This window comes from Arthrobacter sp. U41, assembly GCF_001750145.1.
Taxonomy (GTDB): domain Bacteria; phylum Actinomycetota; class Actinomycetes; order Actinomycetales; family Micrococcaceae; genus Arthrobacter.
In genome coordinates this window covers 1,984,909-2,000,859 of record NZ_CP015732.1, presented here as the reverse complement: position 1 = coordinate 2,000,859, position 15,951 = coordinate 1,984,909, and the positions used below count along the sequence as shown (strand labels likewise).

Genomic DNA, 15,951 nt, shown 5'->3' with positions numbered 1-15,951 from the left:
GTCGAGACCGTTATTTGCCGAGCGAGGGAGCACCCTTTCGATGCAGAAGTCTACCGTTGTTTTTCCGTCCCTGCCGGTCAGTTTCACCGGCCAGTCGCTGATCTCCCACGCCGGGGTTTCGGTGCTCACCGGCTTCATGGATGCGCTGGGTTTCGGCAGGCTGTGTGAGGACAGGCTGGGCCAGTTTGTTCCCTCTGGCGCGAAACACCGGCCTGGCCGGCTGGTTGGTTCTTTGGCCGCGATGCTCGCCGCCGGAGGCGAACACGCCTCGGACCTGGACATCCTGCGTTCCTCGCCGGGGGTCTTCGGTCAGCTGCCCTCGAACGCGACCGTGTCCCGGTTCTTCGAACGCACCGTGGCGAACCCGGAGCTGTTCGGCTACGGATTTGAAACCCTTACCCGGGAACTGCGGACCAGGGCCTGGGACGCCGCCGGGGACCGGAACCCGGCACTGGCCGCGACCGCCGCGGACCCGCTGATCATCGACCTCGACGCGACGCTCGTGACCTCGCATTCGGATAAGGAGAACGTGGCCGGCACCTACAAGGGTGGCTACGGGTTCGCCCCGTTCATCGCCAGCGTCGATTACGGCGGCGGCAACGGTTCCGGGGAGATCCTCGCCGCCGTGCTGCGGCCCGGCAACGCCGGAGCGAACAGCGCCGAGGACCACATCCGGGTCTTCCACACGGCCGCAGCCCAACTTCCCGAGAGCTTCTTCAACGAGGCCGGGGCCCTGGCCGGGGAGAAGGTGTTGGTCCGTACCGACAGTGCCGGGGCCTCACGGAAGTTCCTCTGGCATCTGCACAGCCTTGGCGTGCAGTTCTCCACCAGCTTCGCGCTGCCGTTGGGCAAGGCGCACATGATCGACTGGATCAACGACAAAGAGTACTGGCAGCCGGCCCTGGACCAGTCCGGAAACGACCGGACCGATGCGTGGGTCATCAACGCCACCGACGTCATCCCGCGCACCGATTACCCGCCGGGCACGAACCTGTTCCTCCGCGCCGAGCCGCTGCACCCCGGAGCGCAGCCGACGCTGCTCGATGTCGACGGGCACCGGATCACCGCGTTCCTGACCAATTCCCCGCGCTGGCACGGGCCGTTCCTGGATGCCAGACACCGGGCCCGGGGCCGGTGTGAGAACCGGATCAAGACCCTGAAAAACACTGGCCTGGGCAAGCTGCCGTTCTTCGATTTCGCCGCGAACCAGGCCTGGGCCAACATCGCCGCGCTGGCCTTCAACCTGGTTTCCTGGATCCAGCTCGCTGCCCTCCCGGACGGCCACCACGCCAAGGCCTGGGACATCAAACGCTGGCGCTACCGGCTCTTCGCGACAGCCGGGAAAATCATCACCCGCGCCCGCCGCCACCAGCTCCTGCTCCCGGAAACAGCGCCCGAGAAAGACCTCCTGAAACTGCTTCTGGAGAACACCGACCGCCTCAGCAAAGGGCTTGTTCCTTCTACCGGCTGATCGTGGACCTCATCCTGTCCCAACGAACAGCGCGATCACCCGGAAGTGGAACCGGCGCCAACCCAGGCGAACCAACAGGCCACACCAGACTGCCCGAAAACAGAAAACAACCGCCCACCAGCCGCCGCCACAAATCAGCGGCCATCAACGAGCATCATGAAAAATCGAGGCTAAGGCAGCGCGGGGCCCGCGCGGCCGCCGCGGATCAGGGGAGGCTGGGAAGGCTCAACCGCCGGTTCCCATGAAGCGCACGAAGCGGTCGAGCACCAGGGGCCAGCCGGCGGCGTAGTCCGCCCGGGCCGCGGCGGGATCCTCGGCGCCTTCCCATCCGGTGTGGACGAGGCGAAGCTCCGTGCCCGCCTCGACGGCCCGGAACGCGACGCGGAGTTCCGTGGACCATACCGCGGAGGATCCGGGGTGCCAGCTGGCGTGGAAGGACAGCGGGGGCTGCCAGTCATCGATGGAGCCCCAGATGGCCGTCCTGCCGTCGTCCGCGCTCTCCAGGATCAGGTTCTCTTCGAATTCGACGTAGGAACCTGCGCCGAAGACGCTGCGCTCCCCAAGTGGCCACCAGAGGTGCGTGTGTTCGGTGAAACCCACGAAGGCGCGGGCCACTGCACCCGGCACAATGACGGTACAGACGACGGGCGCCAGCCCGTCCGCCGCGGCCGGCTCCGGCGTCTCGGCGGCGTCAGAGGCTGCGTGGCTGAAGAGGTTATCCATGGGCACCAACTCTACCCGCGGCCCGGTGCTCCCCGTTATTCGCCCAGATCCTGCAGTGGCGGGTGTGCAGGGTGCACGGGCTGCCGGTTGCGGGAAACGCGGTGCCCGGCGTTCCTTGTACCGTTCCGGCCGTTAAATGCGGGAGAGCCCCAACCGTGTGGTTGGGGCTCTCGACCGTTTAATGATGTTCCGGCGGTGACCTACTCTCCCACACCCTCCCGGGTGCAGTACCATCGGCGCTGTGGGTCTTAGCTTCCGGGTTCGGAATGGGACCGGGCGTTTCCCCCACGCTATGACCGCCGTAACCCTTGCTCCCGACCCCGGTGCGCCTGGTGGGCGTTGGGGTGGGAAATCTGTGGTTACAACCTCGCTGCACCGCTACCCCTGGGGGTGGTGGTGCAGTTGTGGTGTTGTTATGTAGTTGTTCGTTCCTCAAGCAACGGGTTTGTTGTTTGGGAACCACATAGTGGACGCAAGCAGTCTTGTTTTCTTTTTACCCTCTTCATGGTGTGAACGTCTTTTGAATCCGTTCACGAAGAGGGTGTGTGGTGTAAGTTATCGGCCTATTAGTACCGGTCAGCTTCACGAGTCGTTAGTCCTCGCTTCCACATCCGGCCTATCAACCCAGTGGTCTGGCTGGGGGCCTCTCACACACAAGGTGTATGGAAATCTCATCTCGAAGCGAGCTTCCCGCTTAGATGCTTTCAGCGGTTATCCCATCCGAACGTAGCTAATCAGCGGTGCACTTGGCAGTACAACTGACACACCAGAGGTTCGTCCGTCCCGGTCCTCTCGTACTAAGGACAGCCCTTCTCAAATTTCCTGCGCGCGCAGCGGATAGGGACCGAACTGTCTCACGACGTTCTAAACCCAGCTCGCGTACCGCTTTAATGGGCGAACAGCCCAACCCTTGGGACCTACTCCAGCCCCAGGATGCGACGAGCCGACATCGAGGTGCCAAACCATGCCGTCGATATGGACTCTTGGGCAAGATCAGCCTGTTATCCCCGAGGTACCTTTTATCCGTTGAGCGACGGCCATTCCACAATGTACCGCCGGATCACTAGTCCCGACTTTCGTCCCTGCTCGAGATGTCTCTCTCACAGTCAAGCTCCCTTGTGCACTTACACTCGACACCTGATTGCCAACCAGGCTGAGGGAACCTTTGGGCGCCTCCGTTACTTTTTAGGAGGCAACCGCCCCAGTTAAACTACCCATCAGGCACTGTCCCTGACCCGGATTACGGGCCGAAGTTAGATGTCCAAAGTGACCAGAGTGGTATTTCAACGATGACTCCACCCGAACTGGCGTCCGGGCTTCAACGTCTCCCACCTATCCTACACAAGCCACTCCGAACACCAATACCAAACTATAGTAAAGGTCTCGGGGTCTTTCCGTCCTGCTGCGCGTAACGAGCATCTTTACTCGTACTGCAATTTCGCCGAGTTTATGGTTGAGACAGCGGGGAAGTCGTTACTCCATTCGTGCAGGTCGGAACTTACCCGACAAGGAATTTCGCTACCTTAGGATGGTTATAGTTACCACCGCCGTTTACTGGGGCTTGAATTCTCAGCTTCGCCTTGCGGCTAACCGGTCCTCTTAACCTTCCAGCACCGGGCAGGAGTCAGTCCGTATACATCGTCTTGCGACTTCGCACGGACCTGTGTTTTTAGTAAACAGTCGCTTCCCCCTGGTCTCTGCGGCCCCTGCACGCTCCGGACAGCTAGTGTCCATCACGATGGGGGCCCCCCTTCTCCCGAAGTTACGGGGGCATTTTGCCGAGTTCCTTAACCATAATTCTCTCGATCGCCTTAGTATTCTCTACCTGATCACCTGTGTCGGTTTGGGGTACGGGCGGCTAAAACCTCGCGTCGATGCTTTTCTAGGCAGCATAGGATCACCGAATCCCCCCTTACGGGAGTCCCATCGGGTCTCAGGCATCATGAACGGCGGATTTGCCTACCGTTCGCCCTACATCCTTAGACCGGGACAACCATCGCCCGGCTCGGCTACCTTCCTGCGTCACACCTGTTAATACGCTTGCCTCCCAGGATCAGGTCCCGCGCTCCACCAAAACCCTCCACCCACAAGGGGTGTCAGGCAGGTCTCGGGCGGTTAGTATCCCCTGTTCAGCATGGGCGGTTTTTCGCCGGTACGGGAATATCAACCCGTTGTCCATCGACTACGCCTGTCGGCCTCGCCTTAGGTCCCGACTTACCCAGGGCAGATTAGCTTGACCCTGGAACCCTTGATCATTCGGCGGACGGGTTTCTCACCCGTCTTTCGCTACTCATGCCTGCATTCTCACTCGTGTAGGCTCCACCGCTGGTTTACACCGCGACTTCACTGCCCACACGACGCTCCCCTACCACTCCAGACGCCTGAACCAACCCCACAAAGGAGGCGGCTTGGCTACTATCTGAAATCCACAACTTCGGCGGTGTACTTGAGCCCCGCTACATTGTCGGCGCGGAATCACTTGACCAGTGAGCTATTACGCACTCTTTTAAGGATGGCTGCTTCTAAGCCAACCTCCTGGTTGTCTTCGCAACTCCACATCCTTTCCCACTTAGCACACGCTTAGGGGCCTTAGTTGGTGGTCTGGGCTGTTTCCCTCTCGACTATGAAGCTTATCCCCCACAGTCTCACTGCTGCGCTCTCACTTACCGGCATTCGGAGTTTGGCTGACGTCAGTAACCTTGTAGGGCCCATTAGCCATCCAGTAGCTCTACCTCCGGTAAGAAACACGCAACGCTGCACCTAAATGCATTTCGGGGAGAACCAGCTATCACGAAGTTTGATTGGCCTTTCACCCCTACCCACAGCTCATCCCCTCCATTTTCAACTGAAGTGGGTTCGGTCCTCCACGACGTCTTACCGTCGCTTCAACCTGGCCATGGGTAGATCACTTCGCTTCGGGTCTAGATCACGCCACTGCAACGCCCTATTCAGACTCGCTTTCGCTACGGCTTCCCCACACGGGTTAACCTCGCGACGTAACACTAACTCGCAGGCTCATTCTTCAAAAGGCACGCCGTCACACCCATACAGCAAGCTGCAGATGCTCCGACGGATTGTAAGCACACGGTTTCAGGTACTGTTTCACTCCCCTCCCGGGGTACTTTTCACCTTTCCCTCACGGTACTGGTCCGCTATCGGTCATTAGGGAGTATTTAGGCTTATCAGGTGGTCCTGACAGATTCACACGGGATTTCTCGGGCCCCGTGCTACTTGGGATACTCCCCGGGCGGTACACAACATTTCGGTTACGGGGCTCACACCCTCTCTGGCCGGCCTTTCAAGACCGTTCACCTATGCCTGTACTACTCACCCCACTGTCCCGGCAGAGACAGAATGGGAAGTCCCACAACCCCGACCATGCAACGCCCGCCGGCTATCACACATGGAACGGTTTAGCCTGATCCGCGTTCGCTCGCCACTACTGACGGAATCACTATTGTTTTCTCTTCCTGCGGGTACTGAGATGTTTCACTTCCCCGCGTTCCCTCCACGCACCCTATGTGTTCAGATGCGGGTCACCAGGTAACTCGCGCCCCTGGCGGGGTTTCCCCATTCGGACACCCTGGGATCACAGTCCGGTTATCGACTCCCCCAGGCTTATCGCAGATTCCTACGTCCTTCTTCGGCTCCTAATGCCAAGGCATCCACCGTGTGCTCTTAAAAACTTGACCACAAAAGATCAAAAAAACTACTTCACGAGAGAACCATGAAAACCATCACCCCACCCCGAAGGATGGAACAACAGATCCAGGTTCATAATTCTTGGAAATTGCTTCTTATAAAAGATGCTCGCGTCCACTATGTAGTTCTCAAACAACAACCCCATACCACACACCCCACACACAAAAAAGTGCATGCCCGGTGCAGCCAGGAAACCAGAAACAAACAAACCCGGGAAAGAAACCCCTCCCGACCCTGTTGCCTCAGGACCCAACAGTGTGCCAAACACTAAACCGCCCGTACCCTCCCCGCACCGTTCCAGAACCACACCCCGAAGAGTGAACAGTCCGTACTGGGTGCCGGAAAAAACCGGCGGCCGCTATTCATTGATATTCCACCCGTGAGCACCCGCCGCAGAACTAGCGTCTGCGCAACGGGCGTACTCCTGACAACCCCGACACACTCACATACATGAGGCACGGTGATCGTAGGTGCTCCTTAGAAAGGAGGTGATCCAGCCGCACCTTCCGGTACGGCTACCTTGTTACGACTTAGTCCCAATCGCCAGTCCCACCTTCGACAGCTCCCTCCCACAAGGGGTTAGGCCACCGGCTTCGGGTGTTACCAACTTTCGTGACTTGACGGGCGGTGTGTACAAGGCCCGGGAACGTATTCACCGCAGCGTTGCTGATCTGCGATTACTAGCGACTCCGACTTCATGGGGTCGAGTTGCAGACCCCAATCCGAACTGAGACCGGCTTTTTGGGATTAGCTCCACCTCACAGTATCGCAACCCTTTGTACCGGCCATTGTAGCATGCGTGAAGCCCAAGACATAAGGGGCATGATGATTTGACGTCGTCCCCACCTTCCTCCGAGTTGACCCCGGCAGTCTCCTATGAGTCCCCGCCATAACGCGCTGGCAACATAGAACGAGGGTTGCGCTCGTTGCGGGACTTAACCCAACATCTCACGACACGAGCTGACGACAACCATGCACCACCTGTAAACCGACCGCAAGCGGGGCACCTGTTTCCAGGCGTTTCCGGTTCATGTCAAGCCTTGGTAAGGTTCTTCGCGTTGCATCGAATTAATCCGCATGCTCCGCCGCTTGTGCGGGCCCCCGTCAATTCCTTTGAGTTTTAGCCTTGCGGCCGTACTCCCCAGGCGGGGCACTTAATGCGTTAGCTACGGTACGGAAAACGTGGAATGTCCCCCACACCTAGTGCCCAACGTTTACGGCATGGACTACCAGGGTATCTAATCCTGTTCGCTCCCCATGCTTTCGCTCCTCAGCGTCAGTTAATGCCCAGAGACCTGCCTTCGCCATCGGTGTTCCTCCTGATATCTGCGCATTTCACCGCTACACCAGGAATTCCAGTCTCCCCTACATCACTCTAGTCTGCCCGTACCCACCGCAGATCCGGAGTTGAGCCCCGGACTTTCACGGCAGACGCGACAAACCGCCTACGAGCTCTTTACGCCCAATAATTCCGGATAACGCTTGCGCCCTACGTATTACCGCGGCTGCTGGCACGTAGTTAGCCGGCGCTTCTTCTGCAGGTACCGTCACTTTCGCTTCTTCCCTACTGAAAGAGGTTTACAACCCGAAGGCCGTCATCCCTCACGCGGCGTCGCTGCATCAGGCTTTCGCCCATTGTGCAATATTCCCCACTGCTGCCTCCCGTAGGAGTCTGGGCCGTGTCTCAGTCCCAGTGTGGCCGGTCACCCTCTCAGGCCGGCTACCCGTCGTCGCCTTGGTGAGCCATTACCTCACCAACAAGCTGATAGGCCGCGAGTCCATCCAAAACCACAATAAAGCTTTCCACCCCCCACCATGCGATGAGGAGTCATATCCGGTATTAGACCCAGTTTCCCAGGCTTATCCCAGAGTTAAGGGCAGGTTACTCACGTGTTACTCACCCGTTCGCCACTAATCCACCAGCAAGCTGGCATCATCGTTCGACTTGCATGTGTTAAGCACGCCGCCAGCGTTCATCCTGAGCCAGGATCAAACTCTCCGTTGAAGTAAAACAGACACAACCAACACCCCCGGGAAAACGGGGCATGCCGGCTGCACAAAATTTGAAACCAGCTGTAAAAACCAGACCACACCACGGGGTGGCGGATCCAGTCAATTCAACCAATTCAATATAATAAATTGGTATCAACAAACTTGGCACACTATTGAGTTCTCAAACAACAGACACACCCGGCACCACCACAACCTCAGCCGTGGATCGCTCCGGAGCAACTTCATAAAGTTACCGGGCCGCTTCACCCTTGTCAAATCGGCTTCCCGATCCAGTCTCGCCGTGAGGCATCTGGGTCTTCGTGGCCGACCAACTCCGGGGAGCAGCGCGGAAATAAACTCTACCACCACTTTGCCCCGGTGACAAAGGCGCTCCGCGCGGACCCTGCGGCGGGGCATCAAAAAGCCCGGAATCACGCGGATTCCGGGCTCTTTGGTGAGCTCAGGCGGCCCGTTCCCGGGACGGTCTGACCGGCCTCAGCCCACCGGCTTGAAGTACGCAGCGCCCAGCGGGGGCAGCGTGACGGTGAGGGTGGCCGGCTGGCCGTCGATGGCGAGGTCCGCGGCCGTCAGTGAACCTTCGTTCAGGACACCGGAACCGCCGTACAAGGCGGCGTCGGTGTTCAGCACTTCCTGCCAGGTCCCCGCCGAGGGGACGCCGAGGCGGAAATCCGTGTGGGGGGCCCCCGAGAAGTTGAAGGCGCACACCAGCGGGTTGCCCGCGGCGTCCCGGCGGATGAAGGTCAGGACGTTGCGGTTCGAGTCCCCGCCGTTGATCCACTGGAAGCCTGCCGGATCATTGTCCCGCTCGTAGAGCGCCGGGGTGGAGCTGTACAACTCATTGAGGTCCTTGGTCAGGAGCTGCATCCCGCGGTGCGCCGGAGTTTCCGCCAGCCACCAGTCCAGGCCGTGCTGCTCGGACCATTCGGCCTCCTGACCGAATTCGGTGCCCATGAAGATCAGCTGCTTGCCCGGGTGCGCCCACTGGTAGCCGAGGAAGGCGCGCAGGTTCGCCAGCTGCTGCCAGCGGTCCCCGGGCATCTTCCGGAGCATCGAACCCTTGCCGTGCACAACCTCGTCGTGGCTGATCGGCAACAGGAAATTCTCCGTGTAGGCGTAGACCATGGAGAACGTGATGGTGCCGTGGTGCCACCTGCGGTTGAACGGATCCTCGGCCATGTACTTGAGCGAGTCGTGCATCCAGCCCATGTTCCATTTGATGCCGAAGCCCAGGCCGCCCTGGCTTGTGGGAGCCGTGACACCCGGGAACGCGGTGGATTCCTCGGCGATCATAACCGCGCCGGGGTGCGTCTTGTAGACCGTGGCGTTGACTTCCTGCAGGAAGGAGATGGCTTCAAGGTTCTCCCGTCCGCCGAAGCGGTTCGGCTGCCACTGCCCCTCCTCGCGGGAGTAGTCGAGATAAAGCATCGAGGCCACGGCGTCCACCCGCAGGCCGTCGATGTGGAATTCGTCGAGCCAGTAGAGCGCGTTCGCGACCAGGAAGTTGCGGACTTCGCTGCGGCCGAAGTCGAAGATGAGCGTTCCCCAGTCAGGGTGTTCGCCCAGGTTCGGGTCGGCGTGCTCATACAGGGCTTCGCCGTCGAACCGCGCCAGCGCCCATTCATCCTTGGGGAAGTGCGCCGGCACCCAGTCCAGCAGCACGCCGATGCCGGCCTGGTGGAGTTCATCCACGAGGTACCGGAATTCGTCGGGATGGCCGAAGCGCGACGTCGGGGCAAAATAGGACGTGACCTGGTAGCCCCAGGATCCGCCGAACGGGTGCTCGGCCACCGGCATGAGCTCCACATGGGTGAAGCCGAGCCACTTGACGTATTCGACCAGTTCCTTGGCCAACTCCCGGTAGCTGAGACCGACCCGCCAGGAGCCGAGGTGCACCTCATAGACACTCATCGGCGAGTTGTGCGGATCCCGTCCGGCCCGGGCTTCCATCCACTCCGCGTCCTTGAACGCGTAGGAGGGCTCCACGACGCGCGACGCCGTCAGCGGCGGAACCTCTGTGCCAAAGGCCAGCGGATCCGCCTTCTCCACCCAGTAACCGTGCTTGGTCCGGATCTCAAACTTGTAGCACGCCCCTGCTACAACGCCGGGGATGAAGAGTTCCCAGACCCCGGAGGAGCCGAGGGAACGCATCGAGTGCTGCCGGCCATCCCAGCCGTTGAAGTCGCCCTTGACGCGGACTGCCTGGGCGTTCGGCGCCCAGACGGCGAAGGACACGCCGTCAACATCGCCCAGGGCTGACTTGTAGTGCTGGACGTGCGCGCCGAGCACATCCCAGAGACGCTCATGGCGGCCCTCACCGATCAGGTGCAGGTCCAGTTCGCCGATGGTGGGCAGGTAATGGTAGGGGTCGTCGGCCGGCTCCGGCGCCTGGCCCTCGTAGGTCACTTCCAGCCGGTAGTCCGGCACATGGTCCGTGTCCAGCGGCTCCAGCACGGCAACCCACACCCCGCCGGACTCGTGCGTCATCGGGAAAGTGCCGGCGGCGGTCACCACGGAGACGGCCTCGGCAAGGTGCTTGACCGTGCGGATCGTGACGTGGCCGTGGTCATCGAGGTGCGCACCCAGTACCGAGTGCGGCGCGTGATGTTCGCCGGCGGCGACCCTCGCCAGGGTATCGGCATCCACCGGCAGTGGACTTCCGGGTCGATCGATACGTGCTGAACCTGTCATTTTGATACCTTCCGCTGCGGCTTCGGCGGTGACGCCGGAGCCTGTACTGCCGAGGAGCCGACGTGATGCGTGGACCGGAATGGAGAGCCAGTCGGGCCTGTTCCGTAGTTCGTAGATGACCTCGTAGAGGGCCTTGTCGAGCCAAAGCGCCACGAAGAGGGGCGAATCCCGGTCGATGCTGCCGGGGATGACTTCCGCGTAGCCGGCCAGGAACGCCTCAGCGCAGTCGTCCACCCAGGATTCCGAGACGTCCGCCTCCGGGTGCTCGCGGACGGCAGCGCCGGCGGCGTAGTCAAAGGACCTCAGCATTCCGACGACGTCCCGCAACGGGACATCCGGGAAATTCCGTTCCGAGATCGGCCGGAGCGGCTCCCCCTCGAAGTCGAGGATGGCCCATCGCGGCGCCTCCCCGGCACCGCCCGGTACCTGCAGGATCTGGCCCAGGTGCAGGTCGCCGTGGATCCGCTGCAGGGGCCCGGCACTGCTGTCTTCGAGGCGCGCCAGGAGCCTGTCGAGCGCCTCGTCGTAAGGGCCGACGGCGGCTGCAGCCTGTGCCCAGGACTGACGCACCCGCTGGGCCACGCCGGGCGCTATGTCGCCGCCCGGGACGGATTCGGTGGCGACCCCGAGGGCCGCGGCCAGCCGGCGGTGCACGGTGGCGGTGGCGGCGCCGAGCGCGTGGGCCTCCGCGGTGAAACTCCGCCCCCTGCTCGCCGCGTCAACGGCCAGGCGCCAGGCGTCCAGGCCCCCGGCGAGAAATTCGTGCGCCACGGCAAGTTCGCCGAGAGCGCGGCGGGCTCCCTGCCCCCCGGCCGGAGTCTCGTCCCACTCCCCGGTGACCCAGCCGAGGGTCGCCGGCACTTCGGCGGTGCGCCCGGCGGTCAGGGCCGCCCCGATTTCCACTTCCGGGTTCTGGCCTTCGGAGAGCACCCGGAAGAACTTCAGGATCGCGGCCGATTCGCCGTCGTCGACAATCACCGAGCTGTTGGACTGCTCCCCGGAGAGGACCTTCACATGGCCGGTGGCCAGGGGCAGGCGGTAGCCGGACTCCACGAGGTGGCCGGCAGCGTTCCCGGAGGGAGTAGTGCCGCCGACGCGCATGAGTTCCAGCCACGCCGCGATGAACGCCGGATCGTGGACGCCGTCGTAAATCCACCGGGCTTCGGGTGTCCCGGCGGGGCCGGTTCCGGAGGTCTGCCCGATCAGCGCCGGTTCCGCCCCGGCCAGGGGCGAACGGCGGACGCTGAGCGGTACCTGGACGACATCGGTCCGGGAGCCGTCCGGCGTCGGGTAGCTCACGGCCAGCAGCAGCACCTCAAGTTCGGCCGTCCCTGTTGCGGTCCCGGGACCGGCGGCGAGGCTCAGGCCCCCGGCGGGCTCGAAGCTGAACTCCGCGGTCTTGACGGGGAACCAGCGCTGGCGCGGAAGCCAGCCGCCGAGCAGGCCGCTCAGGGCAGGGGCAAGGGTCGGTCGGGTCATGTCAGCCTTCGATGGACAGGATAGGCATGGCCTGGGTGTAGGGCGACGCAGGGTTGGATGTAGCCGAGCGGATCCGCAGCCAGAAGAAGTCGTGGCTGCCAAGGGTCAGCGTCAGGGTGCCGTCCTCGGAGATCCCCGGGAACGCCTGGCCGCCGAACACGTCCCGCAGGCCGCGGCCGGCGAACCTCGGCACGCGCAGGGTGGTGGCCACCGGGTGCTGGGACAGGTTGAAGGCACACAGGATGGTTTCGCTGTCCTCGCCGGCCGAGTTCCCCTCCGGCAGCTCGCGCAGGTAGGCGAGGACCACGTCGTGGTCCGCTTCCACATGCTCAAAACCGCCCAGCCCGAAGGCCGGGTGGTTCTTCCGGACGCTGAGGATCTGGCGGGTCCAGCGCAGCAGCGAACCCGAGTGGGCTGCCTCAGCCTCGACGTTGGCCATGCTGTAGTTGTAGACCAGCGACTGGATCACGGGAAGGTAGAGCTTGCCGGGGTCCGCGTTGGAGAACCCGGCATTGCGGTCCGGGTTCCACTGCATCGGGGTCCGGACGGCATCACGGTCCTCAAGCCAGATGTTGTCGCCCATGCCAATCTCGTCCCCGTAGTACAGGAACGGGCTGCCCGGCAGGGAGAGCAGCAGGGCATTGATGAGTTCAATCTCGGAGCGGGAATTGTCCAGCAGCGGCGCAAGCCGGCGCCGGATCCCGATGTTGGCGCGCATCCGGGGGTCCGGGGCGTACCAGCCGAGCATGGCGGCGCGCTCGTCGGCGGTGACCATTTCCAGGGTGAGCTCGTCGTGGTTCCGCAGGAAAGTGCCCCACTGGGCACCTTCGGGAATGTTCGGCGTGTCCTTCATCGTCTCGATGATCGGCGCGGCCTTCTGGTCCCGCAACGCGTAGTACAGCCGCGGCATGATCGGGAAGTGGAACGCCATGTGGCATTCCGGTTCCGTTTCGCTGCCGAAGTACTCAACCACCTCAGCCGGCGGCTGGTTGGCCTCGGCGATGATCACGCGGCCCGGATAGCTTTCGTCGACCATCTTGCGCAGTTTGCGCAGGAACTCGTGGGTCTGCGGCAGGTTTTCGCAGTTGGTTCCCTCCTCCTCGAAGAGGTACGGGATGGCGTCCGCCCGGAAACCGTCAATGCCCTGGTCCAGCCAGAACCGCACGACGTCGAAGAGGGCGTCGATGACCTTGGGGTTCTCAAAGTTGAGGTCCGGCTGGTGGCTGAAGAAGCGGTGCCAGAAGAACTGCCGCCGGATCGGGTCGAAGGTCCAGTTGGATTCCTCGGTGTCCACGAAGATGATGCGGGCGTCTTCGTATTTCTCGTCCGTGTCACTCCAGACGTAGAAGTCACCGAACGGCCCGTCCGGATCCTTGCGGGACTCCTGGAACCACGGGTGCTGATCGGAGGTGTGGTTCAACGGAAGGTCGATGACCACGCGCACGCCGCGGGCGTGGGCCTCCGCGACAAGGCGCTTGAAATCGCTGATGGTGCCGAATTCGTCGAGCACGGAGTTGTAGTCCGAGATGTCGTAGCCGCCGTCCCGGAGCGGGGACTGGAAGAAGGGCGGGAGCCAGAGGCAGTCGACGCCGAGCCACTGCAGGTAGTCCAGCTTCTCGATCAGCCCGTGGAAGTCGCCCGAGCCGTCACCGTTTCCGTCGGCGAAGCCGCGGACCAGCACTTCGTAGAATACCGCCTTGCGGTACCAGTGCGGATCGTGCTGGAGCCCGGGCGCGTTCAGTTCAAAGGACCCCTTTGGGCTGAAGTGCTGGTTGGGGTTGGTCGGGCTGAAACTCACGCGTGCTGCCTCCGGATGCTAAGAATGTGTGCAGGCTCGACATGGGCGTCCAGCCGGACGTAGTTGTACTCCCCCCATTCCCAGCTTTCGCCGGTCAACAGATCATCCACCATGAACCGCCCGTTGTGGGTCAGGTTGTCCGGGTCCAGCTCCAGTGCCGCCAAATCCAGCGTCACCGTGCTCTCCCGGATGCCATGCGGATCGACGTTGACGACGATGATCAGGGTGTCCTTCGTGCCGTCGGGGAGGGTCTTGTGCTTCGAATAGACAACGGTGGCGTTGTCCGTGCTTTCGTGCACGGTCAGGTTCTGCAGGTCCCCCAGGGCCGGGTGGGCGTGCCGGATCTCGTTGAGCCGCGTCAGGTAGGGCGCCAGCGATCGGCCGGATTCGGCCGCCGCGTCCCAGTCACGGGCCTTGTATTCAAACTTCTCGTTGTCGATGTACTCCTCGGCGCCGGGCCGGGCCACGTGCTCGTAGAGTTCAAATCCGGCATAGACGCCCCAGATGGGACTCGCCGTGGCGGCCAGCGCCGCCCGGATCTTGAACGCGGACGGTCCGCCGTACTGCAGGAATTCGGTCAGGATGTCCGGGGTGTTGACGAAGAAGTTCGGCCGGAAGTAGGCCGGGGACTCGTGGCTGACTTCCTGGAAGTATTCCTCCAGCTCCTCCTTGGTGTTCCGCCAGGTGAAGTACGTGTAGGACTGCTGGAAGCCGGCCCGCCCCAGCGCGTGCATCATGGCCGGGCGGGTGAACGCCTCCGCGAGGAAAACGACGTCGGGGTGCTTCTTGTTGACCCTGGCGATCAGCCATTCCCAGAACCACACGGGTTTGGTGTGCGGGTTGTCGACGCGGAAGATCTTGACGCCGTGGCTCACCCAGAGGAAAACAACGCGCAGGATCTCGTTGGACAGGCCGGCGGGATCGTTGTCGAAGTTGAGCGGGAAAATGTCCTGGTACTTCTTCGGCGGGTTCTCGGCGTAGGCGATGCTCCCGTCGACCCGGGTCGTGAACCACTCGGGGTGGCTTTCGACCCAGGGGTGGTCCGGGGCGGCCTGCAGCGCCAGGTCCAGGGCCACTTCCAGCCCCAGCTCCCCGGCCCGCGCCACGAAGGCGTCGAAGTCCTCGAAGGTGCCCAGGTCCGGGTGGATGGCGTCGTGGCCGCCCTCCTTGGCGCCGATGGCCCACGGCGAGCCCGGATCGTGCGGTCCGGCCAGCAGGGTGTTGTTCGGACCCTTGCGGTGCTGGATGCCGATCGGATGGATCGGCGGCATGTAGATGATGTCGAAACCCATGGCCGCGACGGCGTCGAGGCGCCGGGCGGCGGTGCGGAAGTTGCCGGAGGTCCACTCGCCGGTTTCGTGGTTGCGGACGGCGCCCTCGGACCGGGGGAAGAACTCGTACCAGGCGCCCCGTCCGGCGAGCTCGCGCTCCACCAGCAGGGGGTACTGCTCGGAAAGGGTGATCTGTTCACGGATCGGCTGGCTTTCGATGACGGCGGTCACGTCGGGGCTGAATCCGGCGGCCAGGCGTTCCTCGGCGGTCTTGCCCGCGTCGTTGAGCCCGACGACGGCCATCCGCAGCGTCCGCCGGTCAGCGGACGGACGGGAGGGGTCCTCCGACGCTTCGGCCAGCAGGGCGGCGCCCTCGGCGAGCATCAGCTCGACGTCGATTCCGGCTTCCACCTTCACCTCGGCGTTGTGGTGCCACGTGCCATAGCTGTCATGCCAGGCCTCAATCACAAAGGACCAGTTGCCGGTGGCGGACGGGGTCAGGAGACCTTCCCAGCGGTCGGTTCCGAGACCGCGCGGGCCCCGGGGCGGGGCGAGGCGGACCCGCTGGCGTTCTTTCCCGCGGGGATCGAGCAGGACGGCGCTGACACCGAGCCGGTCGTGGCCTTCGCGGAAGGCGGTGGCGCCCACCACGAGCGTTTCCCCCACAACGGCCTTGGCAGGGAATTTACCGTCTTCGACCGCGGGCTGCACGGCGGTGATCGGAAAACGGCCAAAGCGGAGGCCCTCCAAGATCGGGGTCTTCGGCTTTTGCTTGGACACGGCACTGGTTCGGGAGTTAGTCGTCA

General features: G+C 62.6%; 5 protein-coding genes and 3 rRNA genes. 1 reads left to right on the top strand and 7 read right to left on the bottom strand.

The genetic code is table 11. The annotated features are described in order from the left end of the window. Positions 1–40 precede the first annotated feature (40 nt). Entirely contained in the window at positions 41–1,471 is a 1,431-nt protein-coding gene (locus ASPU41_RS09260) for an IS1380 family transposase (protein ID WP_069950672.1), read from the top strand. Between the two features lie 225 nt (positions 1,472–1,696). Here the strand turns inward: ASPU41_RS09260 and ASPU41_RS09255 are convergent, their stop codons facing one another. The 7 genes from ASPU41_RS09255 to ASPU41_RS09225 all read right to left on the bottom strand — a co-directional run bounded on the left by ASPU41_RS09255 (position 1,697) and on the right by ASPU41_RS09225 (position 15,925). Then, complete coding sequence (locus ASPU41_RS09255) at positions 1,697–2,194, bottom strand: SRPBCC domain-containing protein (protein ID WP_069950671.1); 498 nt, start codon at positions 2,192–2,194, stop codon at positions 1,697–1,699. A 187-nt stretch (positions 2,195–2,381) separates the two neighbouring features. Next, positions 2,382–2,498 (bottom strand): 5S ribosomal RNA (gene rrf / locus ASPU41_RS09250). 241 nt (positions 2,499–2,739) lie between these two features. Then, positions 2,740–5,886 (bottom strand): 23S ribosomal RNA (locus tag ASPU41_RS09245). A 491-nt stretch (positions 5,887–6,377) separates the two neighbouring features. Next, a 16S ribosomal RNA gene (locus tag ASPU41_RS09240) occupies positions 6,378–7,901 on the bottom strand. The 16S, 23S and 5S rRNA genes sit together here, the layout of an rRNA operon. 482 nt (positions 7,902–8,383) lie before the next feature. Next, on the bottom strand, positions 8,384–12,076 hold the full coding sequence (locus tag ASPU41_RS09235; RefSeq protein ID WP_069950670.1) for a 1,4-alpha-glucan branching enzyme: 3,693 nt from the start codon (positions 12,074–12,076) through the stop codon (positions 8,384–8,386). A 1-nt stretch (position 12,077) separates the two neighbouring features. Further along, complete coding sequence (treS, locus tag ASPU41_RS09230; RefSeq protein WP_069950669.1) at positions 12,078–13,874, bottom strand: maltose alpha-D-glucosyltransferase; 1,797 nt, start codon at positions 13,872–13,874, stop codon at positions 12,078–12,080. Further along, on the bottom strand, positions 13,871–15,925 hold the full coding sequence (locus ASPU41_RS09225) for an alpha-1,4-glucan--maltose-1-phosphate maltosyltransferase (RefSeq protein WP_069950668.1): 2,055 nt from the start codon (positions 15,923–15,925) through the stop codon (positions 13,871–13,873). The genes treS and ASPU41_RS09225 overlap by 4 nt, the downstream gene beginning before the upstream one ends. Between the last annotated feature and the right edge of the window lie 26 nt (positions 15,926–15,951).